Below are 26,574 nucleotides of genomic sequence, written 5' to 3' on the forward strand. Positions count from 1 at the left end.
CGCCACGTCCGCGCGCGCGATCTTCCCGGGAACCCGGCGCGGCACCGCGGCCTCAGCTCTCCAGGCGGTGGCGGGCATGGCGCTCCTCGCGGCGGGCGACCTCCAGCCGCTGCTCGCTCTCCCGCAGCCGCTTCTGCGCCTTGGTCAGCTTGCGCTCCAGCCGCGCCACCTTCTCCGCGCGCTTGTCGTGCTCCCGTACGGCCTCGGCCAGCGCGTCGCGCCACTCCAGGTAGGCCGCCTCCGCCTCGACCCGCTCCTGCGCCTTGCGCGCCTCCCGCGCGGCCCGCGCCTCGGCCTGCTGCCTGGCCCGCTCCTCGGCCGCCGCCTTACGCTCCGCCCGGCTCTCTTCGGGCGCCCTGCGGTCCGCCCGGCTCTCTTCGGGCGCCTCCCGGTCCGCCCGTTCCCCTTCCTGTCTCCTGCGGTCCGCGCGGCCCTCGCCGGACGCCTCCGGCGACCCGGCGCCGGCCGCCGGCGCCGGGCGAGCGGCGGGAGCCGGGGCCGGGGCGAAGCCGCTGTACTCCAGGGGCCGGACCAGGCGCCCCCGCCGCACCTCGTCCGCCGCGCCCTCGTCCACCACGGCGGCGTCCAGCGTCCGGTCCACCTCCGCCGCGGCGGCCGCCGACAGCCCGGCGTCCTCCTTGACCAGCCGGGCGACCCGCTCCGAGACCGCGCCGCGCCGCCGGGTGACCTCGGTGAGCGCGCCCGCGTCGTGCGCCTCCCAGGCCCGCCGCAGCTCCTCCCCCACCGCCAGCAGCTCGCGCAGATCGTCCGCGTGCTCGCGCACAGCCCGGTTCACGGCCCACGCCGAGACCGTGGGCTTGCGCAGGCGCCCGATCTCGCGCGACAGCCGTACGTCGCCCGCGTCCTTGGCCGCCCGGGCCTCGGCGGCGCGCGCGGCGGTGAACTCGGACGGCGGCAGGCCATAGAGGCGGTCGGCCACCTCGTCAAGATCCACACCAGTGAGATACCCCACATGACCGGGTTTGTAGCGCATAGTGGAGGCAAGGCCAGCCGAACGGAGTCTCCTCGTGTTCGAGCGTTTCACCGATCGCGCGCGCAAGGTGGTCGTCCTCGCCCAGGAAGAGGCGCGCATGCTGAACCACCACTACATCGGCACCGAGCACATCCTGCTCGGCATCCTGCACGAGGGCGACGACGTCGCGGCGCGGGCGCTCGCGAGCTGCGGGGTGGAGCTGGGGCCGGTGCGCCGGTTCGTGGAGCAGGAGGTGGGGCGCGGCGCCAAGGGGCCCACCGGGCACATCCCGTTCACTCCGCGGGCCAAGAAGGTGCTGGAGCTGTCGTTGCGGGAGGCGCTCCAGCTCCGGCACCACTACATCGGCACGGAGCACATCCTGCTCGGCCTCGTGCGGGAGGGGGAGGGGCTGGCGTCGCAGGCGCTCGTGGCCGCGGGGGCGCCCCTGCAGCAGGTACGGGACCGCGTCATCACGCTGATCACGGCGGGGCCGAGGGACAGGCCGGGCGAGGAGTACTACCCGACGGGCGGCCCGGCGGTGGCCGAGCGGCTGACGCGGATCGAGGAGAGCCTGGAGCGCATCGAGCGCCATCTCGGCATCCCCCGCGCGCCCGGGGACACCGGCGAGCCCCCCGCCGGTGGCCCCACCGAGGTGCCCGGCGAGGATGCCGGCGAGGAGCCCCGCGCCGAGGGGTCAGGTTGAGACCATCGCGCCCACGGGCAGCCGCGACTCCAGCACGCCCGGGTCCTCGGTGTAGGTGATCGAGGCGCCGAGCGACAGCATGAGCCGCCGCATGCGGACGTTGTCCGAGAGCATGGTCGCCCGCACCTCGGCGTACCCGAGGTCGCGCGCCGCCCGGATCAGCGCCCTGGCCATCGCCGAGCCCAGACCGCGCCCCTGCCAGCGGTCCTCGACCAGGAAGGCCATCTCGGCGATGCCGGGGTCGGAGGTGAACATCAGGTTGGCCATGGCCACGACCTGCCCGTCGTGGCCGCCCACGAGCGAGTGGCCGCGGCTGCGGTCGCACAGCGTGTCGAACATGCGCGGCGGCAGCGCCGGCATCGAGGTGAAGTAGCGGAACCGGCGGGCCTCGGGCGAGCACCTGTCGTGCAGGTCGCGGACGGCCTCACGGTAGATGGAGGTGAGCGGGCGGATGGCGACCTCGACGCCCTCGGCCAGCTTCACGGAGCGGTCCCCGGAGCCCTGCTCCGCCGGCGGCTGGGCCAGCCGGGCGAAGGAGGCGGCGCGGGCGGCCTCGGTGAGCGTGAACGGCAGCTCGGCGCGGCGCAGCCGTACGGCGCGGCGGGGCGCCACGGGCACGACGAGCTGGGTGGGGTCGGGAAGATCACTCACGGCCTCACCATAGATCCACCGGGCGTCGTCCGCGCGCAGCAGCTCGGCCAGCAGCTCGGGCAGGCGCCACGGCATGGAGCGCAGCCGGGAGGCCAGCAGCAGGGCCCGGGTGGGCTCGTCAGTCAGCTCGTGCGCGGTCGCCGGGACGACCTGGACGCGGCGGCCACCGGCCGCCTCCAGGGCCTCGCGCACGGTCTCGGGGCCGGCGGGGATGTCGGCGACGAACTCGTCCACCGTGCCGTCTGCGTCGGACTGGACGCTCAGGCCCAGGATGTTGCCGCCCCTGTCGGCCAGGGCGGCGGCCAGTGAGGCGAGTCGTCCCGGCCGCTCGTCCACCGTGGTGCGGATGCGCAAGAATCCCATGGGCATCAGCATGACGGGGCCCTGTTACACAGCCGCTACCGTCGCGTTTCATGTAGCAAGATATGCGCCTATGAACGCACATGTTCTGGTTTCGCCGGTCTTGCCGGTTTTGACGATTGTTGGCGGAGGCCGTCCCGGACGCCTCCGAGGCGGACGGGCCGGGGAGGGCCGATGACGACGCTGTTCCGAGGCGGGCGGGTGTTCACCGCGACCGGCGGGTTCGCTGAGGCCGTGCTGGTGCGTGACGGGGTCGTCGCCGCCGTCGGCGCCGAGCGCGACCTGGCCCGTGAGGCGGGTCTCCACGAGACCGTGGACCTGGAGGGCGGCCTGCTGACGCCCGGGTTCACGGACGCGCACATCCACCCGGTGCAGGCGGGGCTGGAGCGCTCGAAGTGCGACCTGTCCGAGGTGTACGGACTCGACGCGTATCGAGCCAAGATCTCCGACTATGCCGCGCAAAATCAGGACAAGGAGTGGATCGACGGGGGCGGCTGGGACATGTCCGCCTTCCCGGGCGGCCTCCCCCACCGCACCCAGCTCGACTTCGTCGACCGCCCCGTCTACCTGATCCAGCGCGACCATCACGCGGCCTGGGTCAGCACCCGCGCCCTGGAGCTGGCGGGCGTCACCCGCGACACGCCCGACCCGGCCGACGGCCGCATCGAGCGCGACGCCGACGGCACCCCCAGCGGCGTGCTGCACGAGGGGGCGATGGACCTCGTGGGCCTGCTCACCCCCCGCCCGACCGCCGCCGACCTCGACGCGGCGCTGGCCGACGCCCAGCGGCACCTGTTCTCCCTCGGCATCACCGGCTGGCAGGACGCGATCGTCGGCTCCTACGCGGGCTCGGACGACCAGCTCCCCACCTACCTGTCGGCGGCCCGCTCCGGCACGCTGCGGGCGCGCGTGGTGGGCGCGCTGTGGTGGGACCGCACGCGCGGCGCCGACCAGATCGCGGAGCTGGTCGAGCGGCGGGCCTCCGCCGAGGGCCTGGAGCGGTTCGCCGCCACCTCCGTCAAGATCATGCAGGACGGCATCACCGAGAACTTCACCGCCGCCACGCTGGAGCCGTACTGCCTGTGCGGTGGCACGGGCCTGTCGTACGTGGACCCCGGCAAGCTCAAGGAGTACGTCGCCGAGCTGGACCGGCTCGGCTTCCAGGTGCACTTTCACGCCATCGGCGAGCGGGCGGTGCGCGAGGCGCTCGACAGCTTCGAGGGCACCGACTCGGCCAACCGGCACCACATCGCGCACCTGCAGATCATCGAGCCGTCCGACGTGCCGCGCTTCGCCCGGCTCGGCGTCGCGGCCAACCTGCAGCCGCTGTGGGCCACGCACCACGCCCAGATGGACGAGCTGACGCTGCCGTTCCTGGGCGAGCCGCGCTCGTCGTGGCAGTACCCGTTCGCCGACCTGCTGGCGCACGGCACCCGGTTCTGCGCGGGCAGCGACTGGCCCGTGTCGGACGCCGACCCGCTGCAGGGCATGCACGTCGCGGTCAACCGCACGGAGCCGGGCGGCTCGGTGCACGCCGGCTACCCGACCGCGGGGACGCCGTTCCTGCCGGGACAGCGCCTCGACCTGGCCACGGCGATGACCGCGTACACGGCCGGGTCGGCCTGGATCAACCGCTCCCCCGCCGGGGTGATCGAGCCGGGCCGCCCGGCGGACCTCGTCGTGCTCGACCGCGACCCGTTCGCGCTGCCCGCCGAGGAGATCTGGACGACCCGGGTGGCCCGGACGTTCGTGGACGGCGAGCAGGTGTACCGGCGAGCGGGCTCCTGAACCAGAGGGTTCTCACGCCGAAGGGCCCCGGCGTGCTGCCGGGGCCCTTCGAGGCACGTCATGCCGCGCGGACGTGATGTCCCGCCCTGCCGGCCCCGCAGGCGGAGCCGCTCGTCACCGTAGCGGGACTACCAGGGGGACCTGTTGTTGCGCAGGCGCTCGAGCGCCTCCTCGAGGATGGCCTTGCCGTCCTTGTCGCTCCTGCGCTCCTTCACGTAGGCCAGGTGCGTCTTGTACGGCTCGTTCTTGGGCGGGGCAGGCGGGGCCTGCTCGTCCTGTCCTGCCGGGAGGCCGCAGCGCGGGCAGTCCCAGGTCTCGGGGACCGCCGCGTCACTGGCGAAGCTGGGGCGCGTCTCGTGCATGTTCGCGCACCAGAACGAGACCCGCACTCTCGGAGCTGCCTCACCGCGCTCGGCCTCCCCCATCGGGCCGGCGCCGACACGGCTGCCACGGATCGCGTTGCCACTACCCACGGATGAACTCCTCGCTCGATCGCCCCGCGGGACACGGGGGGAGAATCACTGTCACGCGCCGAATCGCTACGGCTTCAGCAGCAGGCCGAGCGCGATGATGCAGACGAACCAGATCACGCCCGTGATGACCGTCAGCCGGTCAAGGTTGCGCTCCACCACGGACGAGCCGCCGAAACTCGACGAGAAACCTCCGCCGAACATGTCCGACAGACCGCCACCCTTGCCCTTGTGGAGCAGCACGAGCAGGACCATGAGACAGCTCGCCAGGATGAGGGCGATGGAGATTCCGATTTCCACGGTATGCCTGTTCCTTCAGTGCTCTGTGACGCGTGACGATTCAAACTTGCCTCTAGAGGGTACGACTTGCTGTCAAGTCGCGCCCCAGGAACGGCTCAGCTAGCCGGGCATATCGGAAAAACGGCAGATCTTGACGAACTCGCCGGCGTCGATGCTGGCACCGCCCACCAGAGCGCCGTCGACGTCGGACTGCGCCATGATGCCGGCGATGTTGCCCGACTTCACCGATCCTCCGTACAGGATACGGACACCTGAGGCCACTTCGTCGTCGTACAGCTCAGCGAGTCGCCCGCGCAGGGCCGAGCAGACCTCCTGCGCGTCCTCCGGCGTCGCGACCTCGCCGGTGCCGATCGCCCACACCGGCTCGTAGGCCACCACGATCGACTTGACCTGCTCGGCGGTGACCTTGCGCAGCGCGCCCTCCAGCTGAGCCAGGGTGTGCGCCACGTGGCCGCCCTCCCGGCGGACCTCCAGCCCCTCGCCCACGCACAGGATCGGCGTCAGCGAGTGGCGGTAGGCGGCGTGCACCTTGGCGTTGACCAGGTCGTCGTCCTCGCGGTGGTGCTCGCGCCGCTCGGAGTGGCCGATCACCGCGAAGGTGCAGCCGAGCTTGGCCAGCATCGCCCCGGAGATCTCCCCGGTGTAGGCGCCCGCGTCGTGCCGGGACAGGTCCTGCGCGCCGTACACGATGCGCAGCTTGTCGCCGTCCACGAGCGTCTGCACGCTGCGCAGGTCCGTGAACGGCGGCAGGACGGCGACCTCGACCTTGTCGAAGTCCTTGTCGCTGAGCGCGAAGGCGAGCTTCTGCACCAGGGCGATGGCCTCGAGGTGGTTGAGGTTCATCTTCCAGTTGCCCGCGATGAGCGGCTTGCGGCCGGCCCCCGAGGGGCGGTCACCCTGTCGCGTCACTCCGCATCCTCCAGGGCGGCGAGTCCGGGAAGGGTCTTGCCCTCCAGGTATTCGAGGCTGGCCCCGCCACCGGTGGAGATGTGGGAGAAGCCGTCCTCGGGGAGGCCGAGCCGGCGCACGGCCGCGGCCGAGTCACCGCCGCCGACCACGGTGAAGGCGTCGGAGCCGATGAGCGCCTCCGCCACCGCGCGCGTGCCGCCCGAGAACGCGTCGAACTCGAACACGCCCATCGGGCCGTTCCAGAAGACGGTCCGGGCGTCGGCCAGCTTGCCCGCGAACAGCTCGCGGGTCTTCGGGCCGATGTCGAGCCCCTGCCGGTCGGCCGGGATCGCGGTCGCCTCGACGACGTCGTGGGGCGCGTCCTTGCCGAACTCGGTCGCCGCCAGCACGTCCACCGGCAGCACCAGCTCGACGTCGCGCTCGGCCGCCTGGTCGAGGAAGCCGCGCACCTGGTCGAGCTGGTCCTCCTGCAGCAGCGACTGGCCGACCTCGTGGCCCTGGGCCTTGAGGAAGGTGTAGGCCATGCCGCCGCCGATGAGCAGCCGGTCGACCTTGGTGAGCAGGCTGGCGATGACGCCCAGCTTGTCGGACACCTTGGCGCCGCCCAGCACCACCACGTACGGCCGCTCGGCGTGCTCGGTGAGGCGCTTGAGCACCTCGACCTCGGCCACGACGAGCCCGCCCGCCGCGTGCGGCAGCAGCCGGGGCACGTCGTAGACGCTGGCGTGCTTGCGGTGCACCGCGCCGAAGCCGTCACCGACGTACAGCTCCGCCAGGCCGGCCAGCTTCGCGGCGAACTCGCCGCGCGCCTGGTCGTCCTTGGACTCCTCGCCCGGCTCGTACCGGAGGTTCTCCAGCAGGGCCACCTGGCCGTCCTGGAGCCCCGAGACGGTGGCCTGGGCGCTGTCGCCGACCACGTCGGTCGCGAACGCCACGTCCTGGCCGAGCAGCTCGCCCAGCCGCGCGGCGACCGGCTTCAGCGAGTACTTCGGCTCGGCCTTGCCCTTGGGGCGGCCGAGGTGGGCGCAGACGACGACCTTCGCGCCGCGCCCGGCCAGGGCCTGGATCGTCGGAACCGACGCTCTGATGCGGCCGTCGTCGGTGATCGTCTCACCGTCGAGAGGGACGTTGAGGTCGGCGCGCACGAGCACGCGCCGGCCCTTCACGTCGAGATCGTCGATCGTGCGCAACTGTGCTCCTTCCGCCGAGCGCGGCTCGGACGGTCCCGGGTGATGGATGTCTCGCTCAGCGCGGACCCGTCACAGGTCGGCGCCCACCAGCTCGATGAGGTCGGCCAGGCGGTTGGAGTAGCCCCACTCGTTGTCGTACCAGCCGACGACCTTGACCTGGTTGCCGATGACCTTGGTGAGGCCGGCGTCGAAGATGCAGGAGGCCGGGTCGGTCACGATGTCGGAGGAGACGATCTCGTCCTCGGTGTAGGTGAGGATGCCCTTGAGCGGACCCTCGGCGGCGGCCTTGAGCGCGGCGTTGACCTCCTCGACGGTGACGTCGCGGCTGACGTCCACGGTCAGGTCGGTGGCCGAGCCGGTGGGGATCGGCACGCGCATCGCGAACCCGTCGAGCTTGCCCTTCAGCTCCGGCAGCACCAGGCCGATGGCCTTGGCGGCGCCGGTGGAGGTGGGCACCACGTTGAGCGCGGCGGCGCGGGCGCGGCGCAGGTCCTTGTGCGGGCCGTCCTGCAGGTTCTGGTCCTGCGTGTAGGCGTGGATGGTGGTCATCAGACCCTTCTCGATGGTGAAGGTGTCGTGGAGGACCTTGGCCAGCGGAGCCAGGCAGTTGGTGGTGCAGGACGCGTTGGAGATGATCGTGTGGTTGGCCGGGTCATAGGAGTCGTGGTTGACGCCCATGACGATGGTGACGTCCTCGTTCTTGGCCGGGGCCGAGATGATGACCTTCTTGGCGCCGTTGTCGGCGTGCACCTTGGCCTTGGCGGCGTCGGTGAACAGGCCGGTCGACTCGAGCACGACGTCCACGCCCAGGTCGCCCCAGGGCAGCTTGGCCGGGTCGCGCTCCTCGAAGACCTTGATGGCCTTGCCGTCGACGGTGATCTCGTCGCTGGTCGCCTTCACCTCGTACGGCAGGCGGCCCAGGATGCTGTCGTACTTCAGCAGGTGGGCGAGCGTGGCGTTGTCGGTCAGGTCGTTGACCGCAACGATCTCGATGTCCTTGCCGCCGGCGGCGACCGCACGCCAGAAGTTACGACCGATGCGGCCGAAGCCGTTGACGCCTACGCGGATGCTCACGGAAACCGATCTCCTCGTACGTGATGCGGGCTGAAACCTCAACCCCCAACCCTATCGGACCTAAATTGGTTTAGACCACTGCAACCCCCGGCCTGCGTATCACCATTCCGGAGGCGTGATTTGCAGCGTTCGAGTAAAGTGCCCGACTCGTTGGTGTAAATTCGGGCATTCTCTGGGGGCTGAGATGTCACAACGCAGGTCCGGCCTGCTGTCCGGCCTGATCGTGGGCTTCGTCGCGATGATCATCGGAGCGGCGGGATACGCGGCCATGGCAACGTTCTATTACCGCCTGCCCTACGAGGTGCGCTGGTTCGCAGGGGACCCGACCTTCGCCTTCCCCGTCGCCTGCTGCCTCCTGGCCGGGCTGATCCTCGGTCTCGCCATGTGGACCGTTCGGCCGCGCAGCCTGCTCCTTCCGCTGCTGCTGGTGCTCTACGCCTTCGGGGTCCGCGCGATCGGCGGCGTCGCCGGCTCCATGGGCTTCGTCGTCGAGCGTGGGTTCCCCCTGTCCTCCGTCGACGAGCAGCTCGTCTTCGGCGCGCAGGGCGTGTGGCTGGCCATCCGGTCGTCCTGGCACTTCTGGGCCGCCGTCGCCGCCGCGGCCGTGCCCGCGTTCCTGCTGTCGCTCGTACGGGTCGTACGGGTGCGCCGGCGGTGGCGGGCCGAGGACGGGGCGGCCTCCCACCGCAGGCGTGGCGGCGGCGAGCCGGTCGCGGACGCGACGGAGCCCGAGCCGGAGTACCGGGCGCCGTTCGAGCCGCTCCAGCCGCCCAAGCCGGCGCCCACCGCCACGACGGCCAACCTCTTCACTCCCCGCGACCCCGCCCAGGACTGACCGCCCCGGCCCGCCTCACGCCGACGCGCTCGCCCCGCGAGGCGGGGCCGCGCACACGGGGCCCACACGCCCGTCCCGCGCCCCGCCAGACACGTCCCCAGGTGTTCCCGGGACGCGCCTCCAGGGCCTTCAGGCGTGGACACGCATGCACGCACGAGCCTGCGGGCAGCGGCCCGCGACCGCGCGGGCATGCCTTCAGGGGCCTCCCGGGCGCGGGTCGCGGGTGGCCGTGCCTCAAGTGCCTCCCGAGCGCGGGTCGCGGGTGCCGTGCCTCAGGGGGCGAGCATGTCGACCGTGAGGTTGGCCTCGGTGTTGGGGACGCCGAGGTCGGAGGCGCGCTTGTCGGCCATGGCCAGCAGCCGCCGGATCCGGCCCGCGATCGCGTCCTTGGTCAGCGGCGGGTCGGCGATCTGCCCCAGCTCCTCCAGCGACGCCTGCTTGTGCTCCACCCGCAGCCGCCCGGCCACCACCAGGTGCTCCGGCGCCTCGTCACCCAGGATCTCCAGGGCCCGCTGCACCCGGGCGCCCGCCGCCACGGCGGCGCGGGCCGAGCGCCGGAGGTTGGCGTCGTCGAAGTTGGCCAGCCGGTTGGCGGTGGCGCGCACCTCGCGGCGCATGCGGCGCTCCTCCCAGGCCAGCACGCTGTCGTGCGCGCCGAGCCGGGTGAGCAGCGCGCTGATGGCGTCACCGTCGCGCACCACGACCCGGTCGACGCCGCGTACCTCGCGCGCCTTGGCATGGATCTTCAGCCGCCGGGCGGAGCCGACCAGCGCCAGCGCCGCCTCCGGGCCCGGGCAGGTGACCTCCAGCGACATCGACCGGCCCGGCTCGGTGAGCGAGCCATGTGCCAGGAAGGCCCCCCGCCAGGCCGCCTCGGCGTCGCAGGCCGCCCCCGCGACGACCTGGCGCGGCAGCCCGCGCACGGGCCGCCCGTGGTTGTCGATCAGCCCCGTCTGCCGGGCGAGCGCCTCACCGTCGCGGTAGACGCGCACGACGTACCGTGATCCCTTGCGCAGGCCGGCCGGCGCCAGCACGAGGACCTCCGCCTTGTGGCCGAACACCTCGCCGATGTCCTTGATCAGCCGCCGCGCGGTGGCGTTGGTGTCGAGCTCCGCCTCGATCACGATGCGCCCGCCCACCAGGTGCAGGCCGCTGGCGAACCGCAGCAGCGTGGACACCTCGGCCTTGCGACAGCAAGGCTTCAGCACCGGCAGTCGGCTCAGCTCGTCCTTGACCACACCCGTCATCGCCATAAGCGTTAGTCCTCCCCCATTCAGACCGGCTCCCAGCAGTCTCTCGCACCTTCGCACCCCGCCGACCAGGATCAACGCTTCTGGAGGAAAATCTCGTCCAGGACGGAGGCAAGACGTCGTGGGTCATGCCGGGGCGAGCCGTCGGCGGCGGCCACGTCGGCCAGCACGAGACGACCGCCGAGCGCGGCGGCCGCCTTCTCCAGCGCGTCGAGGTCGTCGACCATGCCCGTGTCGGCCAGGACGACGTCCACCATGAGCTCGGGCGCGTGCTGCCTGAGCACCTCCAGGTGCTGCTGGGGGGAGAAGTCGTCGGTCTCGCCCGCCTGCGGGGCGAGGTTGAGCGTGACGAGCCGCCTGGCCCGGGTCTCGTGCAGGGCCCTGGCCAGCTCGGGCACCTTCAGGTGCGGCAGCACGCTGGTGAACCACGACCCCGGCCCGAACACCACCCAGTCGGCCTCCAGGACCGCCTCGATGGCCTCCGGCCGGGCGGGAGGGTCCTCGGGGACCAGGGAGATCGCCTGCACGCGCCCGGGGGTGAGAGCGCACGCCACCTGGCCGCGCACGGTCGAGGTGACGCCGTCGAGCTCCACCTCGGCGACGATGTCGAGCGGCACCGAGGCCATCGGCAGCACCCGTCCGTTGGCTCCCAGCAGCCGCCCCACCCAGTCGAGGCCCGCCACGGGATCGCCGAGCAGCTCCCAGAGCGCCACGATGAGGAGGTTGCCGACGGCGTGGCCGTGCAGGTCCCCCTCGCTGCGGAAGCGGTGCTGGACCACCTCGCTCCAGGTGATGCCCCACTCGTCGTCGCCGCACAGCGCGGCCAGCGCCATGCGCAGGTCGCCGGGCGGCAGGACGCCGAGCTCGCGCCGCAGGCGGCCGCTGGAGCCGCCGTCGTCGGCCACGGTCACGACGGCCGTGAGCGTGTCGGTCACGGCCCGCAGCGCGGACAGGGAGGCGTACAGGCCGTGCCCGCCGCCGAGGGCCACGACACGCGGCCCCCGAGGCCGGCCCTCGCCCGCCGCCACCCCGCTCGCGGACGCCCCGCTCCGAGACACCCCACTCGCCGGTGCCCCACTCCGAGGCACCCCACTCGCCGGTGCCCCACTCCGAGGCACCTCACTCGTCGGTGCCCCACTCGGAGGCGCTCCACTCGCGGACGCCCCGCTCCGAGGCACCGCACTCGCGGGCGCCCCGTCTGCGGACGCCCCGCTCCGGGACGACTCACCAGCGGTCGAGAGGTTCGCGGATGACGCCTGGACCGACGAGGCGGCTGCGGGAGATGCGGCTACGGACGACGCGTCCGGGGACGGAACACCCTGGTCCTGGTTGTCATCGGTCACTCCCGCCCCACATCCCGATGGCTCACCTGGACCTCCATCCCGCGGTCGCGCAGGCGGCCCGCGACCTGCTCGGCCATGGCGACGCTGCGGTGCTTGCCGCCCGTGCAGCCGACCGCCAGCGTCGCATAGCTCTTGCCCTCGCGGGCATAACCCGCCGCGACCACCTTCAGGACCTCCTCGTACGCGTCGAGGAACTCCTTGGCGCCGGGCTGGCCCAGCACGTACTCGCGGACCGGCGCGTCCAGCCCGTTCATCGGCCGTAGCTCGGGAACCCAGTGCGGGTTGGGCAGGAACCGGCAGTCGACCACGAGGTCGGCGTCGACCGGCAGGCCGTACTTGAAGCCGAAGGACACCACGTTGACCCGCAACCCGGGACGGTCCTCGCCGCCGAAGAAGGCGACGATCTTGTTGCGGAGCTCGTGCACGTTGTGGGAGGAGGTGTCGATCACGAGGTCGGCGTTGGCCCGCACCTCGCGCAGGATGCCGCGCTCCCGGGTGATGCCGTCGACGAGCCTGCCCTCGCCCTGCAACGGGTGCGGGCGGCGGACGTTCTCGAAGCGGCGGACCAGCTCCTCGTCGCTGGCCTCCAGGAAGACCACGCGCACGCGTACGCCGCGGCCTTCGAGCTCCTCGATGGCGGCGTTGAGGTCGGTGGTGAAGGCGAGACTGCGCACGTCGACCACGGCCGCCACCTTGTCGGCGGCGAGCTTGACCTTGCCGGCCTCCTCGGCCATGGCGAACAGCAGGCCCGGCGGCAGGTTGTCGATGACGAACCAGCCGAGGTCCTCCAGCGCCTTGGCCGCGGTGCTGCGTCCCGCCCCGGACATGCCGGTGACGATGACGAACGCGGGCTCCCTGCTCTCGGCCACGCCCCGCTCCACGGCGGCTGCCGCGGCCGCGGCGACCTGGGCCGCCGGGCCTTCCGGAACGCCCTCGGCCGCCCCACCACTCGGGCGTGCCGCGCCCAGCTGATCGTTATCTTCGGCGGCGCTCATCGTCTCACTCCGTTCGGCCGCTCGGTCGGTCAGGCCCGCCGGCTTCGCCCGGCGCCGTGACGGCTGCCCCGCCCCCGGTGACGCCGTTCAGGGCGCCGGCACCGTCACCGGCACGCGGGCCGAGGGTGCCGTCGGCGTCGCCGGCGACCCGCTGTGCGGGCGCCGCCTCGCTGGTGGTCACGGGTGACTCCCCCTTCAGCGTCGATGCGATCACCTCCGCGGTCGACCGGCCGATGCCGGGGACCTCGCAGATCTCCGCCACGGTGGCCTCGCGCAGCCGTTTGACGGAGCCGAAGTGCTTGAGCAGCGCCTGCCTCCGTGCCGGGCCGAGACCCGGCACGCTGTCGAGCGCGCTCTCCTTCACGGTCCTGGACCTCTTGGACCGATGGTAGGTGATGGCGAACCGGTGCGCCTCGTCGCGGACACGTTGCAGCAGGTAGAGCCCCTCGCTGGAGCGCGGCAAGATGACCGGCTGGTCGTCGCCGGGCAGCCACACCTCCTCCAGCCGCTTGGCCAGGCCGCACACGGCGACGTCGTCGATGCCGAGCTCGTCGAGCGCCCGCTGCGCGGCGGCGGCCTGGGGGCCGGCGCCGTCGACGACGACGAGGTTGGGCGGGTAGGCGAACTTGCGCGGCTTGCCGGTCTCGGGGTCGATGAGGCCGTGGGCCTCGTCGTCGGCGGCCAGCTCGCCGGTGGCCGAGCGCTCCTCCAGGTAGCGGCGGAACCTCCGCATGATCACCTCGTGGATCGAGGCGACGTCGCCCTCCTTGGTCTTGACGGCGAAGCGGCGGTACTCGCTCTTGCGGGCCAGGCCGTCCTCGAAGACGACCATCGAGGCCACGACGTTCTCGCCCTGGAGGTGGGAGACGTCGTAGCACTCGACGCGCAGGGGCGCCTGGTCGAGGCCGAGCGCGTCGGCGATCTCCTGGAGCGCCTTGCTGCGCGTGGTCAGGTCACTGGCGCGGCGGATCTTGTGCTGGGCGAGCGACTCCATGGCGTTGCGCCCGACGGTCTCCAGCAGCGACTTCTTGTCGCCGCGCTGCGGCACCCGTACCTCGACCCGGGCCTTGCGCTGCTCGGACAGCAGCTCGGCGACCGCGGCCGCGTCGGGCGGCAGCTCGGGCACGAGCACCTCGCGGGGCATCGAGTCGGGGCTCGCCTCGCCGTACATCTGCAGCAGGAACTGCTCGACCAGCTCGCCCGGCGAGGTCTCCTCGACCTTGTCGACGACCCAGCCGCGCTGGCCGCGGATGCGTCCGCCGCGCACGTAGAAGACCTGGACGGCGGCTTCGAGCGGGTCCTCGGCCAGGGCGATGACGTCGGCGTCGGTGCCCTCGCCGAGCACGACCGCCTGCTTCTCCAGGGCGCGCTGGAGCGCCTGGATGTCGTCGCGCAGGCGCGCGGCGCGTTCGTACTCCTGCTCGCCGGCGGCCTCGCGCATCTCCTTCTCCAGCCGCTTGATGAAGCGACCGGTGTTGCCGGCCATGAAGTCGCAGAAGTCCTCGGCGAGCGCGCGGTGCTCCTCGGGGGTGACGCGGCCGACGCACGGCGCGGAGCACTTGTCGATGTAGCCGAGCAGGCAGGGCCGGCCGATCTGCCCGGCCCGCTTGAACACCCCGGCGCTGCACGTGCGCACCGGGAAGACGCGCAGCAGCAGGTCGACGGTCTCGCGGATGGCCCAGGCGTGGGAGTAGGGGCCGAAGTAGCGGGTGCCCTTGCGCTTGGCGCCGCGCAGCACCTGGACGCGCGGGAAGTCGTCGCCCATGGTGACGGCGAGGTACGGGTAGGACTTGTCGTCGCGGTACTTGACGTTGAAGCGGGGGTCGAACTCCTTGATCCAGGAGTATTCGAGCTGCAGTGCCTCGACCTCGGTGCCGACGACGGTCCAGTCGACGTCGGCCGCCGTGGTCAGCATCGTCTGGGTGCGCGGGTGCAGGGCGGAGAAGTCGGCGAAGTACGAGTTGAGCCGCTGCCGCAGGCTCTTGGCCTTGCCGACGTAGATCACCCGGCCGTGCGCGTCCCTGAACCGGTAGACCCCCGGGGACTCCGGGATGGACCCGGGCCGGGGCCGGAAACTCAAGGGGGTGCCCGCTGATCTCGCCACGTTCAAAGACTAACGGCCCCCACCGACAGACCCCGCCGCCGACCGACCGGTCCCGGGCCGCCGGGGCGAAGGGCGTGGGTGTGGCCCCGCACAGGCGCCTCGCGGGTGTGGCGTGGGCCCGGCGAGGGGCCTGTGCGGGGCCGTACGGAACGGGTCAGGCCAGGGTGATCTGGTCGCCCTCCACCTTGATCTGCTTCTCGGGAAGCGGCTCCGTGGCCGGCCCGTCGGCGACCGCGCCGTCCTGCACCTTGAACTTGCTGCCGTGGCACGGGCAGTCGATCAGCCCGTCGGCCACCTTGTTCACCGTGCAGCCCTTGTGGGTGCAGATCGCGCTGAACGCCTTGAACTGGCCCGCCGTGGGCTGCGTCACCACGATCTTCTGCTCCTTGAAGACCGTGCCTCCGCCCACCGGGATGTCGGCCGTCCTGGCCAGGGCGCCGCCCGCGGACGAGCCGGTGCTCCCGGCACTCGGCTGCCCGCTTCCGCTCGTGGGCGGCGCGCCGGTCTCGGTGCCGGTGGACGTGCCGCTCTCGCCGCCACAGGCGGTCAGCGCCAGCGCGAGGCCACCGACGCCCACTCCCGCGATCACCGCTCTGCGACTCTGAAGGTCTTCTGCCATGGGTCCCACCCAACCGCACTCAGGTGAGAAAAGCATGAAAGTTGAATCAAGCGAGCATGATCTTATCGCCGTCCACCTTGATCTTCTTCTCGGCGAGCGGCCGGCCCGCGGGGCCGTCCGCCACGGAGCCGTCCTCGATCTTGAACTTGCTGCCGTGGCAGGGGCAGTTGATCGTGCCGTTCGAGACGCTGGCCACCGTGCACCCGGCATGGGTGCAGACCGCCGTGAAGGCCCTGAACTCGCCGTCCTGCGGCTGCGTGACGACGATCTTCTGGCTCTCGAAGACCTTCCCGCCCCCCGAAGGGATGTCGGCGGTGTCGGCGAGCGCCTTGCCGCCGCCCGTCGTCTTCTCCTTCTTCTTCGTCGGCTCCGCGGACGAAGAAGACTCCTCGGCCTGGGGTTCCTCCTCGGCGGGCGGCAGGCTGCCCTGGGTGGCGGGGTCGCCGTAGCTGGCGCAGGCGGTCAGAACCGCGGCCAGTCCGGCGCCGCCGGCTCCCAGTACAACCGCCCGGCGCGTCGTATCGGTCATGGTGCGTTCCTCCAGGTTCGGGTCTCATCCCCAGGTACGGCGTCACCCGCCGGCCGGTTCAGCGTCACGTACGCCGATCGGGAGAACCACGCACAATTACCGGTTCGGACGCACCCGCAGGGGTGAACCCTCAGACGACGACGATGCCGTCGCCCTCGACCTTGACCTGGTACGCCGCGAGGGGCGCCGTGGCGGGCCCCTTGAGGCACTTGCCGGTGTCGGCGGCGAACTCGCTGCCGTGGCAGGGACACGTCATGACGGAGTCCTGCGGCGAGCCGACGGAGCAGCCGCGATGCGGGCAGATCGCGCTGAACGCCTTGAAGACGCCCGCTGCGGGCTGCGTGATCATGATCTTCCACTGCTCCACGAAGGTGCCGCCGCCGACCGGCACGTCGGCCGTCCTGGCGAGGACCTGCCCCTTGATGCTCTGCGCCGGGGCCGCCTCCTCGCCGCCGGCGCCGCAGCCGGCGAGCGCCAGCCCGCACACGGCCGCCCCCGCCACGCCGATCGCCTGACGACGTCCCACCGCATCCCCGCGCGACTCCTCGATCGCGGGCATGGCGAAGCCCCGCTCCGAACCCCTCATGTGCTGCCGACCCTTCCGCGTCGCCGCCGACCCCCCGCAGGTCAGGTCCCCTGAAGACCGTGCTCCTGCGCGTTCATCACTGTAGGGGCGGTGGGCGTCGGTCCCGTCAGCGGGTGGTGCGCGATCGGTCAGCGGCACCGGCGAACCTACCGCCATGACCGTTCTCAGCGACTCGCCCGAGCCCTCTTCCCCGCCGCCGGGCCATCTCCCCTCCGCCGGGTCCCCGCCGCCGCGCGCCGGCGCGCGTCCTCGCTGGTGGCGGCGGCCGTGGGTGGCGCCGCTGGCCGTGGTCGCGCTGGCGTTCGTGGCGTTCTCACTGCCGCCGTACGTCTCGTTCGACCCGTCGCAGTCGCGGGTGCCCGCGCCGGCGTTCTTCCCGCCCCACTACGTGGTGCTGTCGCTGCACGTGGTGTTCGGCTCGGTGGCGATGCTGACGTGCTGCCTGCAGATCTGGCCGTGGTTCAGGGAGCGCCATCCGCGGGCGCACCGGCTGGTCGGCAGGGTGTACGTGTTCGGCGGCTGCCTGCCGGCGGGGCTGATGGGCCTGGTGGCGGGCCTGGCCACGCCGTTCGGGCACGTGATCCGGGTCAGCAACGTGCTGCTCGCGCTGCTGTGGCTGGGCTGCACGATCGCCGGATGGCGGATGGCCCGGCGGCGCCGGTTCGTGGAGCACCGCAGGTGGATGGTGCGCAGCTTCGCCCTCACCATGTCGATCATCACGAACCGCATCTACGGCGTGGCGCTGGTCATACTCCTGCAGCCGGAGCTGGAGACCACCTTCCACGGCGACCAGGCGTTGCTGACTCAGACGGCGGCGGGCCTGGGGGGATGGCTCGGCTGGGTGCTGCCGCTGCTGGCGGCTGAGTGGTGGCTGGAGCGCGGCGACGCCAGGCGCCGCGCCCGCCGCCGCGCCGCCGCGCGCCCGTCCTCCGCGGCCTGACCGGCCAGGGGCCGGTACTGCCTGACCGGCCGGGATTCGCCCTCCGCGGGCTAGAGCTGGAGGATCTTACGGAGGAAGCGGCCCGTGTGACTCTCCTCGACCACGGCGATCTCCTCGGGCGTGCCCGTGGCGACCAGCGTGCCGCCCCGGGAGCCGCCCTCCGGCCCCATGTCGATGATCCAGTCGGCGGTCTTGATGACGTCGAGGTTGTGCTCGATGACGATCACGGTGTTGCCGCCGTCGACCAGCCGGCCGAGGACGCCGAGCAGCCTGCGGATGTCCTCGAAGTGCAGGCCCGTGGTCGGCTCGTCGAGGACGTAGATCGTCCGCCCGGTCTGCCGCCGCTGGAGCTCCGAGGCGAGCTTGACCCGCTGCGCCTCGCCGCCGGACAGCGTGGTGGCGGGCTGGCCGAGCCGGACGTAGCCGAGGCCGACGTCGTGCAGCGTCTGCAGGTGCCGCTTGATCGCCGGGATCGCGTCGAAGAAGGCGAGCGCCTCCTCGATCGGCATGTCCAGGACCTCGGAGATGGTCTTGCCCTTGTAGTGGACCTCCAGCGTCTCCCGGTTGTAGCGGGCGCCGTGGCAGACCTCGCAGGGGACGTAGACGTCCGGCAGGAAGTTCATCTCGATCTTGATGGTGCCGTCGCCCGCGCACGCCTCGCACCGGCCGCCCTTGACGTTGAAGCTGAAGCGGCCGGGCTGGTAGCCGCGGACCTTCGCCTCGGTGGTGGCCGCGAACAGCTTGCGTACGTGGTCGAACACGCCGGTGTAGGTGGCGGGGTTGGAGCGCGGGGTGCGCCCGATCGGCGACTGGTCGACGTGGACGACCTTGTCGACGTGGTCCATGCCGTTGATCCGGGAGTGGCGGCCGGGCACCGTGCGGGCGCCGTGCAGCTCCTTGGCCAGGGCGGCGTACAGGATGTCGTTGACCAGCGTCGACTTGCCCGACCCGGACACGCCGGTGACGGCGGTGAACAGGCCCAGCGGGAAGTCGATGTCGACGCCCTTGAGGTTGTGCTCGCGGGCGCCCTTGACCGTGATCTGCCGCTTGCGGTCGCGCTTGCGGCGCTGGGCCGGGATGGCGATGCTGCGGCGGCCGGACAGGTACTGGCCGGTCAGCGACTCCTCGCTGGTCAGCAGGTCCTGGACGGTGCCGGAGACGACGACCTGACCGCCGTGCTCGCCGGCGCCCGGCCCGATGTCGACCACCCAGTCGGCGGCGGCGATGGTGTCCTCGTCGTGCTCGACGACGATCAGCGTGTTGCCCATGTCCCGCAGCCGGACCAGCGTGTCGAGCAGGCGCATGTTGTCGCGCTGGTGCAGGCCGATCGAGGGCTCGTCCAGGACGTACAGGACGCCCACGAGACCGGAGCCGATCTGCGTGGCCAGCCGGATGCGCTGCGCCTCGCCGCCCGCCAGGGTGGCGGCGGCGCGGTCCATGGTGAGGTAGTCGAGGCCGACGTCGAGCAGGAAGCCCAGGCGGGCGTTGATCTCCTTGACGACCCGCTCGGCGATCTGCATGTCACGGTCGGACAGCTTGAGCTCGGACAGGAACGCCGCGCACTCGCCGATCGACATGGCCGACACCGCGGCGATCGACTGGCCGGAGACGGTCACGGCCATCGAGACCGGCTTGAGCCTGGCTCCCTTGCAGGCGGGGCAGGGGATCTCCCGCATGTAGCCCTCGAACCGCTCGCGGGTCGCGTCGCTCTCCGCCTCGGCGTGCCGGCGCTGCACCCACGGGATGACGCCCTCGTAGGCGGTGTAGTAGGAGCGCTGGCGGCCGTAGCGGTTGCTGTAGCGGACATGGACCTGCTCGTCGTGGCCGAACAACAGCGCCTTCTGGGCCTTCTTCGGCAGCTTCTCCCAGGCGGTGTCGAGCGTGAAGCCCATGGTGTGGCCGAGCGCCTCGACCAGCCGGACGAAGTACTCGCTGGTGTGGCCGCCCGACCAGGGGTGCAGGGCGCCCTCGCGCAGCGTGCGCTCGGGGTCGGGGACGACCAACTCCGGGTCGACCTCCATCTTGGTGCCGAGGCCGGTGCACTCGGGACAGGCGCCGAACGGGGAGTTGAACGAGAACGAGCGGGGCTCCAGCTCCTCGAACGACAGGTCGTCGTACGGGCAGTAGAGGTGCTCGGAGTAGAACCGCTCGCGGCCGGGGTCGTCGTCGGGCAGGTCGACGAAGTCGAGGGTGATCGTGCCGCCGGACAGCTGCAGCGCGGTCTCGACCGAGTCGGTGAGCCGCCGCCGCGACGACTCCTTGACCGACAGGCGGTCGACGATCACCTCGATGTCGTGCTTCTCGTACTTCTTCAGCGTCGGCGGCTCCTCCAGGCGCACGACGGTGCCGTCGACCCGCGCCCGGGCGAAGCCCTTGGTCTGCAGCTCGCGGAACAGCTCGGTGTACTCGCCCTTGCGGCCGCGGATGACCGGGGCGAGCACCTGGAAGCGGGTGCCCTCCTCCAGGTCCATCACCCGGTCGACGATCTGCTGCGGCATCTGCCGCGCGATCGGGCGGGAGCAGACCGGGCAGTGCGGCTTGCCGATGCGCGCCCACAGCAGCCGCAGGTAGTCATAGACCTCCGTGATCGTGCCGACCGTGGAGCGGGGGTTCTTGCTGGTGGCCTTCTGGTCGATCGACACCGCGGGCGACAGGCCCTCGATGAAGTCGACGTCGGGCTTGTCCATCTGGCCGAGGAACTGGCGGGCGTAGGCCGAGAGCGACTCGACGTAGCGTCGCTGGCCCTCGGCGAAGATCGTGTCGAAGGCCAGGCTCGACTTGCCCGAACCGGACAGGCCGGTGAAGACGATCAGAGCGTCTCGCGGCAGGTCAAGCGAGACGTCCTTGAGGTTGTGTTCGCGCGCACCACGCACGATGAGGCGGTCTGCCACGGCGATCCCGATGTCAAGAAGGCGGATAGGTCCACGGGGATGGTAGACGGGGGCACCGACAATTTCGGGCGGCCCGTTTGCCGCCCCCGAAAATCCGTCCCTCTCAGATTACGGCCTGCTCCCACCTCAGCAGGTGGCCTTCCGATGTCAACGTCATGACCTGCCCTTTTATGCCTGCCGCCCGGCCCGCCGCAGCAGGTGCTGAAATATGTGGCATGACGGTAGTGGTGACCTTACGGAGTGAGCTGGCCTCGGCGACCTCCGCGCTCCTGAACACTGTGGCGGCGCTCGGCGACGCTGACGTGGCCGCGCCGTCCCGTCTGCCCGGGTGGACGCGCGGCCACGTCCTCGCCCATCTGGCCAGGAACGCCGACGGGCTCGTCAACCTGCTGACCTGGGCCAGGACGGGCGTGCGCGTCCCGCAGTACGGCAGCGCCGCCGCCCGGGACGCCGGGATCGAGGCCGGCGCCCACCGGACGGCCGCCGAGCACCTGGCCGACCTGCAGGAGAGCGCGGCCCGCATGGACGCCGTGATCGAGAACCTGCCGGAGGAGGCGTGGCGGGCCCCGGTGGAGGGGATGCGCCCGCCGCCGCACCCGGCCTGGTACGTGCTGGTCCGGCGGATCCGCGAGCTGGGCATGCACCACGTGGACCTCGGGGCGGGGTACGGCCCCGCGGACTGGAGCGAGCGGTTCGTCCGGCGGGAGCTGCGCGACTGCCTGCGGACGTGGCCGCACGACAGCAGCACGGTCGGCGGGATCCGCCTGCTGGACGTTCCGGACGGCGGGGCGCGGGACCTCCCGGCCGTCTGGCGCGACCTCGGCGAGGGCCCGGTCGTGGAGGGCCGGCCGGCGGACATGCTGGCCTGGCTGACAGGCAGATCAACGGGCGAGGGGGTTAGGGTGGTGTTGCTGGAGGGGCGGTCGCCCGCGCCCGGCACGGCGGACCCGCAGGTTCCCGCGGCACCGCCGTGGCTGACGATGCCCGCCCCGGCTGACCTGCCCGCGACGCCCCCGGAGGACTACCCATGACGTACACAGGCGACGTCCAGGTCGGCGGTCCGGCCGACGTGCGCGAGCTGCCCAAGCTGACGATCAGCAAGCTCGCCGTCGGACCGTACGACAACAACGCCTACCTGCTGCGCTGCGCCGAGACCGGCGACGGGCTCCTCATCGACGCGGCGGCGGAGGCGGACCGGCTGCTCGCGCTGGTGTCCGACCAGCCGCTGAGCTCCATCGTGACGACGCACCAGCACGGCGACCACTGGCAGGCCCTGGAGCAGATGGTCAAGGTGACGGGCGCCCAGGTGATCGCGCATCCGCTGGACGCACCGGCCCTGCCGGTGCCGGTGGACCGCGAGGTCGAGCACGGCGACCGGATCACGGTCGGCGTCGTGACGGTGGAGGTGATCCACCTGCGCGGCCACACGCCGGGCTCGATCGCACTGCTGTACGACGGCGGGGACACGGAGAAGCACGCGGAGAAGCACCTGTTCACGGGTGACTCGCTGTTCCCCGGCGGCGTGGGCAACACGTGGAAGGACCCCGAGCGCTTCGCGCAGCTCTACGCCGACGTGGTCGAGCGGATCTTCGATCGGCTGCCGGACGAGACGTGGGTCTACCCGGGCCACGGCAAGGACACGACGCTGGGGGCCGAGCGGCCCGCACTGCCGGCGTGGAAGGCCCGCGGCTGGTGAACCGCGGGCGGGTGGGTGCTCCGGCGTCCGGTCAGCGGCCGGTGAGCACCTGGGCGATGCGGTTCGCCGCCAGCTCCGGGTCGTCGGCCAGCCCGACGATCTCGCCCCACGACCAGCGGTAGAACCATCCGTCCGACAGCGGCACGCAGTCGACGGTCTCGGCCAGCATCGCCGTGTCGGGATCGCTGATCCGCAGCGCCGGCGGGTAGGCGCGCAGCGTGGCGGTCAGGCCGCGCGCCTCCAGCTCCTGTGCCAGCTTGCCCAGGAAGTACGTCCGGGTGTGCTCACGGGGTGTGGCCGACATGGCGGCTCCATCCATCCGGGGCCGGGACGGCGGCCGGCCGCCGTCAGCTGACGCGCTCGGCTTCCTTCCGCTGCTCCCGCTTGTAGAACAGCACCCTCAGCGGGATCGCCGCGACGAGCGCGATCTGCATCGAGGCGCCGATCTTGATGGGCAGGTCGCCGCCTTCCGGCCAGGCCACCCAGAAGGTGAGGAAGGCCACGTTGACCATGATCCAGCCCAGGACGACGGCGGCGAGCTGGCCCTTCGGCTTCGGGTACTCGATGCGGCTGACCATCAGCCAGGCCACGCCGAGCACGGCCAGCAGGGCCAGGATGTTCGGCTCGAACAGCAGCACGATCGAGATCACGGTCATGGCGCCCATGGGGATGGGCAGGCCCATGAAGTCGCCGCTCTTGGTCTTCACGCAGGCGAACCTCGCCAGCCGTACAACGCCCGCGATGAGCACCGCCGCGGCGGCCGCGAGCACGGCGGGGAACGGAACCCTGTCGGTGAAGCCGCCCCAGATCACGATCATGAACGCGGGCGCGAACCCGAAGCTGATCACGTCGGCCAGGTTGTCCAGCTCGGCGCCCATCGCCGAGGCGCGGAAGCGCCGAGCGACCAGGCCGTCGAACAGGTCACAGGTGGCGCCGATGAGGAGCAGCACCACCGCGGTCGCGAAGTAGCTCGGCGCGGGCCGGAACCCGTCGCCCTCCTGCAGCGAGCGGATCGCGGAGGAGGCGAGAACGCAGACCGCGAGGAACCCGCAGAGCGCGTTGCCGAGAGACAGCGAGTCGGCCGCCGAGAGACGGAACGCCTTGCCGACGGGGCCCTGAGGCTCCTCCTCCTCGGCCTGCCAGCTGCCTGCGTCAGCCGTGGTCAATTCTGGTCACCCCCGCAACCGTCTTCTGGCCCACCGAGACGGCGGGCGAGATGCCTTCCGGAAGGTAGATGTCCACCCGGGAGCCGAACCTGATGAGACCGATGCGATCGGTCTGCTCGACCTTGGCGCCCGCGGTCAGGTACGGCACGATCCTGCGCGCCACCGCGCCCGCGATCTGCACCATCTCGATGTCGCCGAGCGCGGTTTCGAAATGCCACACCACGCGTTCGTTCTGGTCGCTGTCCTTGTTGAAAGCCGGCAGGAACCCACCCGCCACATGCTGCACGGAGGTGACATTTCCCGCAAGAGGCGCCCGGTTGACGTGCACGTTCAGCGGGCTCATGAAGATGGCCACCCGGGTGCGGCCGTCAGGCCACGGGTCGATGCTCTGCACGACACCGTCGGCGGGCGACAGGATCCGGCCGAACCCGGGGATGCGGTCGGGGTCGCGGAAGAACCAGAGCATGCCACCGGTCAGCGCGCTCAACGGCACCGCCGCGAGCGCCCATCGCCGGTCCCGGCGCGCCAGCAGCGCGGTCGCGGCCGCGGTGGCCGCAGTCGGGAGGAGCCACGGGGACACCCCGCGTGCGAGCCGGAACCGGCTCGTCTTAGCAGAATCGTCTGACACGGACAACCTTTGGTGAATGACTGGAGTGGGCGCTTTGCCGTGATGTTACAGAGTCAGCAACTATTACACGGCGCGACTACACAAGCAAAGCGCCTCGAAAGCCATTTAGCTAGCCCTGGTAGGACTGCTTTCCTCGCTCCGGCGCGTGTCGACGCGGGCCTTGATCAGGCTGGCCACGGTCGTGATGACCATGGTGCCGCCGATGACCGTGAGTGAGAGCCAGATGGGGATCTCGGGCGCCCAGGAAGCCCCACTGGCGTGCAAGGCCTCCGATATCAGCTTAACCCCGATGAACCCAAGGATGAACGCCAAACCGTAGCTGATGTAAACAAGCCGCTGCAGCAGGCCACCCAGCAGGAAGTAGAGCTGACGCAGTCCCATCAGGGCGAACGCGTTGGCGGTGAAGACGATGAACGGGTCGGTGGTGAGCCCGAAAATCGCCGGAATCGAGTCGAGCGCGAACAGCAGGTCGGTGGAGCCGATCGCGATCATCACGATGAGCATCGGGGTGACCATGCGGCGGCCGTCGATCTTGGCGGTGATCTTCGAGCCGACGTACCCCTCGGTGGTCGGGAACGCCTTGCGCACCCAGCGGAGCAGGATGTTCTCGTTGAACTCCTCCTCGTCGCCCTTCAGGTGCTGGCGGACGAGGTTGACCGCGGTGTACACGAGGAACGCGCCGAACACGTAGAACAACCAGCTGAACCGCTCCAGGGCGGCGGCGCCCAGCGCGATGAAGATGCCGCGCATCACCAGCGCCAGCACGATGCCGACGAGCAGCACCTTGTGCTGGTAGGCCCTGGGCACGGCGAACCTGCTCATGATGATGAAGAAGATGAACAGGTTGTCGACGCTCAGGCTGTATTCGGTGATGTAGCCGGCGAAGAACTCGCCCGCCTTGTCTGGGCCCGTCGTGGCCCACAGCAGGACACCGAAGGCGACGGCCAGGGCGACGTAGAACGTGACCCAGAAACCGGCCTGGCGCATGGAGAACTCACGCGCCTCACCACGGTCGACGATCCACAGGTCCACTGCCAGAACCACCAGTAGACCGCCGATGACGGCGAAATAGGCCCAAGCGGGTGCGGTCACGTCACTTCCTCCGGCATGCATGAACTGACTGCCGGAGGTCTCTCCCGCCCGCCATGATCGGCGAACCGGCAGCCCCGGGGGCCCCGTGGAGCGGGGCTGCACCGTGATGACGAGGCTGCCGCGAAGGGATACTCCCCTCCCTAACGAACGCAGTATACGAGAACGCTTTAGGTGCGCCTAATCATCCCCTGCCTTGGCGGTCTCCGTAGACGGACAGCACACTGTCCACCGCCTCCTCGTCGCCGGGCAGCTCGGCGCCGCGCCGGGCGGAGGCCGCCGCCATGCGGGCCGCCGCCGCGGGGTCCGCCACGAGCTCGCGTACGGCCGCGCGCATGGCGCCGGCGTCGCCGTACGGCACCAGCCGCCCCGCCCCGGCGAGCAGGCCGGGGATGCCGCCGACGGCGGTCGCGACGACGGGGCGACCGGCCATGAGCGCCTCGCTGAGGCTCAGCGGCAGGCCCTCCCAGCGGCTCGGCCAGACGACGACGGTGGCGGCGGCCAGCAGGTCGGGCACATCGTCACGGTTGCCCAGCAGCGTCACGGGCAGCCGCTCGGCGTCGATCCTGGCCTGCAGCGCCCCCCTCAACGGCCCCTCCCCCGCCACCACGAACAACGGCCGCACATCCTCGCCGGCCTCGGACTCCAGCGACCCCGCACCCGCCTCCTGCGCTGCCCCGGTCCCCGCGCCCTGCTCGACAGAACCCGGACCCCGGCCCTCCGAACCCCGGCCCTCCGTGGCGTGGCCCTCCGGCTTCGCGCCCTGCCAGGGGCCGCGGGCGACGTCGAGCAGGGTCTCCAGGCCCTTCTGCTGGGCCAGCCGCGCGAGGGTCAGCACGATCGGCCGCCGCCCGGCCCCCAGCTCGGACCGGACCTCCTCGGGTGTCCTCTTCGCGGGCCTGAGCGCCCGGCCGGGCACCACGGCGGCCCGCACGTCACCGGCGCCCAGCGCGACCATCCGCTCCCCCAGGTCCGGGGAGACGACGAGCACGTGGTCGGCGCGGCGGGCGACGACGCGTTCGAGCACCCCGTAGACGACCCCGACGAGCCCCCCGGCGGTGAGCGCGTTGTGCAGCGTCACGACCAGCGCGCCACCCGACGAAGGGCCGCCCGCCCTCCGCGACGGCCGACGGGTCAGCAGGGCAGCGCGGCCCGGCAGGGCGAGGGCGGCGAGGGCGCCGGCGCGCAGCCCGTGGGCGTGGACCACGTCGGCGTCCCTCGTGAGCCGCCGGAGGGCCAGCACCGAGCGGGCGTCGTCGAGCGGGTGCGGCCGGTCGGAGACGCGGACCGGCACGAACCGGGCGCCCGCCTCCGTGAACGCGAACTGCTCCTCGACGCTCGCGGGCCCCGCCACCAGCACCCGGTGCCCGCGCCGCGCCAGCCCTCCGGCCAGCATGCGCACATGCCGGCCGGTGCCCCCGGACGTGGTCCCCATCACGAATGCCACCCGCACCTGCTCGTTCCCTTCCTCGCCCGCCACCGGAC

At 71.7% G+C, this 26,574-nt stretch carries 25 protein-coding genes and 1 pseudogene; 6 read left to right on the forward strand and 20 right to left on the reverse strand.

The window, feature by feature from the left end; translation table 11 throughout:
- Window positions 1–52 precede the first annotated feature (52 nt).
- The gene (locus tag ACIBG4_RS35965; protein ID WP_397206222.1) at window positions 53–955 is read right to left on the reverse strand and encodes a hypothetical protein; all 903 of its coding nucleotides are present in this window, start codon (window positions 953–955) and stop codon (window positions 53–55) included.
- 73 nt (window positions 956–1,028) lie between these two features.
- On the opposite strand from ACIBG4_RS35965, the pseudogene ACIBG4_RS35970 reads away from it, so the two are divergent.
- Window positions 1,029–1,454 (forward strand): annotated as a pseudogene (locus ACIBG4_RS35970) (Clp protease N-terminal domain-containing protein); the annotation flags it as partial.
- Window positions 1,455–1,667: 213 nt separating this feature from the next.
- Here the strand turns inward: ACIBG4_RS35970 and ACIBG4_RS35975 are convergent.
- On the reverse strand, window positions 1,668–2,690 hold the full coding sequence (locus ACIBG4_RS35975; RefSeq protein ID WP_310708922.1) for a GNAT family N-acetyltransferase: 1,023 nt from the start codon (window positions 2,688–2,690) through the stop codon (window positions 1,668–1,670).
- Window positions 2,691–2,861: 171 nt separating this feature from the next.
- Between ACIBG4_RS35975 and ACIBG4_RS35980 the strand changes: the two genes are divergently transcribed.
- Window positions 2,862–4,475, forward strand: a complete 1,614-nt coding sequence (locus ACIBG4_RS35980) for an amidohydrolase (RefSeq protein ID WP_397206225.1) — start codon at window positions 2,862–2,864, stop codon at window positions 4,473–4,475.
- A gap of 128 nt (window positions 4,476–4,603) precedes the next feature.
- Here ACIBG4_RS35980 and ACIBG4_RS35985 read toward each other — a convergent pair whose 3' ends face one another.
- The 5 genes from ACIBG4_RS35985 to gap form a co-directional block, all read right to left on the reverse strand.
- Window positions 4,604–4,948: an RNA polymerase-binding protein RbpA gene (locus ACIBG4_RS35985; RefSeq protein WP_310708920.1), complete on the reverse strand. Its 345-nt coding sequence runs from the start codon at window positions 4,946–4,948 to the stop codon at window positions 4,604–4,606.
- Between the two features lie 66 nt (window positions 4,949–5,014).
- Entirely contained in the window at window positions 5,015–5,245 is a 231-nt protein-coding gene (secG, locus tag ACIBG4_RS35990; RefSeq protein WP_310708919.1) for a preprotein translocase subunit SecG, read from the reverse strand.
- Between the two features lie 99 nt (window positions 5,246–5,344).
- The gene (gene tpiA, locus ACIBG4_RS35995; protein WP_397206227.1) at window positions 5,345–6,154 is read right to left on the reverse strand and encodes a triose-phosphate isomerase; all 810 of its coding nucleotides are present in this window, start codon (window positions 6,152–6,154) and stop codon (window positions 5,345–5,347) included.
- A complete protein-coding gene (locus tag ACIBG4_RS36000) occupies window positions 6,151–7,344 on the reverse strand; it encodes a phosphoglycerate kinase (RefSeq protein WP_397206229.1) in 1,194 nt (397 codons plus the stop codon). The genes tpiA and ACIBG4_RS36000 overlap by 4 nt, the downstream gene beginning before the upstream one ends.
- A gap of 69 nt (window positions 7,345–7,413) precedes the next feature.
- Window positions 7,414–8,418 (reverse strand): type I glyceraldehyde-3-phosphate dehydrogenase, encoded by a 1,005-nt coding sequence (gap, locus tag ACIBG4_RS36005; RefSeq protein WP_310708916.1) that lies wholly within the window; start codon window positions 8,416–8,418, stop codon window positions 7,414–7,416.
- Between the two features lie 184 nt (window positions 8,419–8,602).
- Here gap and ACIBG4_RS36010 point away from each other — a divergent pair, with 184 nt between their 5' ends.
- Window positions 8,603–9,253, forward strand: coding sequence for a hypothetical protein (locus ACIBG4_RS36010; RefSeq protein ID WP_397206231.1), 651 nt, complete (start codon window positions 8,603–8,605; stop codon window positions 9,251–9,253).
- A 272-nt stretch (window positions 9,254–9,525) separates the two neighbouring features.
- On the opposite strand, the gene whiA is transcribed toward ACIBG4_RS36010, so the two are convergent.
- The 7 genes from whiA to ACIBG4_RS36045 all read right to left on the reverse strand — a co-directional run bounded on the left by whiA (window position 9,526) and on the right by ACIBG4_RS36045 (window position 16,679).
- Entirely contained in the window at window positions 9,526–10,506 is a 981-nt protein-coding gene (whiA, locus tag ACIBG4_RS36015) for a DNA-binding protein WhiA (RefSeq protein WP_310708914.1), read from the reverse strand.
- 71 nt (window positions 10,507–10,577) lie between these two features.
- The gene (yvcK, locus tag ACIBG4_RS36020; protein ID WP_355446103.1) at window positions 10,578–11,492 is read right to left on the reverse strand and encodes a uridine diphosphate-N-acetylglucosamine-binding protein YvcK; all 915 of its coding nucleotides are present in this window, start codon (window positions 11,490–11,492) and stop codon (window positions 10,578–10,580) included.
- Between the two features lie 350 nt (window positions 11,493–11,842).
- Complete coding sequence (rapZ, locus tag ACIBG4_RS36025; protein ID WP_397206278.1) at window positions 11,843–12,727, reverse strand: RNase adapter RapZ; 885 nt, start codon at window positions 12,725–12,727, stop codon at window positions 11,843–11,845.
- Window positions 12,728–12,845: 118 nt separating this feature from the next.
- Window positions 12,846–14,921 carry an excinuclease ABC subunit UvrC gene (gene uvrC, locus ACIBG4_RS36030; protein WP_397206280.1) on the reverse strand — a complete coding sequence of 692 codons (2,076 nt, stop codon included), beginning with the start codon at window positions 14,919–14,921 and terminating at the stop codon, window positions 12,846–12,848.
- Window positions 14,922–15,099: 178 nt separating this feature from the next.
- Window positions 15,100–15,564, reverse strand: coding sequence for a Rieske 2Fe-2S domain-containing protein (locus ACIBG4_RS36035; protein WP_397206234.1), 465 nt, complete (start codon window positions 15,562–15,564; stop codon window positions 15,100–15,102).
- A 46-nt stretch (window positions 15,565–15,610) separates the two neighbouring features.
- Window positions 15,611–16,093, reverse strand: coding sequence for a Rieske (2Fe-2S) protein (locus tag ACIBG4_RS36040; RefSeq protein ID WP_397206236.1), 483 nt, complete (start codon window positions 16,091–16,093; stop codon window positions 15,611–15,613).
- A gap of 130 nt (window positions 16,094–16,223) precedes the next feature.
- On the reverse strand, window positions 16,224–16,679 hold the full coding sequence (locus tag ACIBG4_RS36045) for a Rieske (2Fe-2S) protein (RefSeq protein WP_397206238.1): 456 nt from the start codon (window positions 16,677–16,679) through the stop codon (window positions 16,224–16,226).
- Between the two features lie 154 nt (window positions 16,680–16,833).
- Here ACIBG4_RS36045 and ACIBG4_RS36050 point away from each other — a divergent pair, with 154 nt between their 5' ends.
- The gene (locus tag ACIBG4_RS36050; protein ID WP_397206240.1) at window positions 16,834–17,619 is read left to right on the forward strand and encodes a DUF2306 domain-containing protein; all 786 of its coding nucleotides are present in this window, start codon (window positions 16,834–16,836) and stop codon (window positions 17,617–17,619) included.
- 50 nt (window positions 17,620–17,669) lie between these two features.
- Here ACIBG4_RS36050 and uvrA read toward each other — a convergent pair whose 3' ends face one another.
- Complete coding sequence (gene uvrA, locus ACIBG4_RS36055; protein ID WP_397206242.1) at window positions 17,670–20,510, reverse strand: excinuclease ABC subunit UvrA; 2,841 nt, start codon at window positions 20,508–20,510, stop codon at window positions 17,670–17,672.
- Window positions 20,511–20,725: 215 nt separating this feature from the next.
- Between uvrA and ACIBG4_RS36060 the strand changes: the two genes are divergently transcribed.
- Window positions 20,726–21,541, forward strand: coding sequence for a maleylpyruvate isomerase family mycothiol-dependent enzyme (locus ACIBG4_RS36060; protein WP_397206244.1), 816 nt, complete (start codon window positions 20,726–20,728; stop codon window positions 21,539–21,541).
- Window positions 21,538–22,206, forward strand: coding sequence for an MBL fold metallo-hydrolase (locus tag ACIBG4_RS36065; protein WP_397206246.1), 669 nt, complete (start codon window positions 21,538–21,540; stop codon window positions 22,204–22,206). Before ACIBG4_RS36060 ends, ACIBG4_RS36065 begins: the two co-directional genes overlap by 4 nt.
- A gap of 31 nt (window positions 22,207–22,237) precedes the next feature.
- On the opposite strand, the gene ACIBG4_RS36070 is transcribed toward ACIBG4_RS36065, so the two are convergent.
- From ACIBG4_RS36070 to ACIBG4_RS36090, 5 genes are all read right to left on the reverse strand, one after another.
- The gene (locus ACIBG4_RS36070) at window positions 22,238–22,510 is read right to left on the reverse strand and encodes a hypothetical protein (RefSeq protein ID WP_310708904.1); all 273 of its coding nucleotides are present in this window, start codon (window positions 22,508–22,510) and stop codon (window positions 22,238–22,240) included.
- A 43-nt stretch (window positions 22,511–22,553) separates the two neighbouring features.
- Window positions 22,554–23,372, reverse strand: a complete 819-nt coding sequence (gene pssA / locus ACIBG4_RS36075; protein WP_310708903.1) for a CDP-diacylglycerol--serine O-phosphatidyltransferase — start codon at window positions 23,370–23,372, stop codon at window positions 22,554–22,556.
- Window positions 23,359–24,000 (reverse strand): phosphatidylserine decarboxylase, encoded by a 642-nt coding sequence (locus ACIBG4_RS36080; protein ID WP_310708902.1) that lies wholly within the window; start codon window positions 23,998–24,000, stop codon window positions 23,359–23,361. Before ACIBG4_RS36080 ends, pssA begins: the two co-directional genes overlap by 14 nt.
- Before the next feature lie 105 nt (window positions 24,001–24,105).
- On the reverse strand, window positions 24,106–25,092 hold the full coding sequence (locus ACIBG4_RS36085) for a TerC family protein (RefSeq protein WP_310709216.1): 987 nt from the start codon (window positions 25,090–25,092) through the stop codon (window positions 24,106–24,108).
- Window positions 25,093–25,273: 181 nt separating this feature from the next.
- A complete protein-coding gene (locus ACIBG4_RS36090) occupies window positions 25,274–26,542 on the reverse strand; it encodes a glycosyltransferase family 4 protein (RefSeq protein WP_397206282.1) in 1,269 nt (422 codons plus the stop codon).
- Window positions 26,543–26,574 lie beyond the last annotated feature (32 nt).

Source organism: Nonomuraea sp. NPDC050383, assembly GCF_044459125.1.
In the GTDB taxonomy this organism is placed as follows: domain Bacteria; phylum Actinomycetota; class Actinomycetes; order Streptosporangiales; family Streptosporangiaceae; genus Nonomuraea.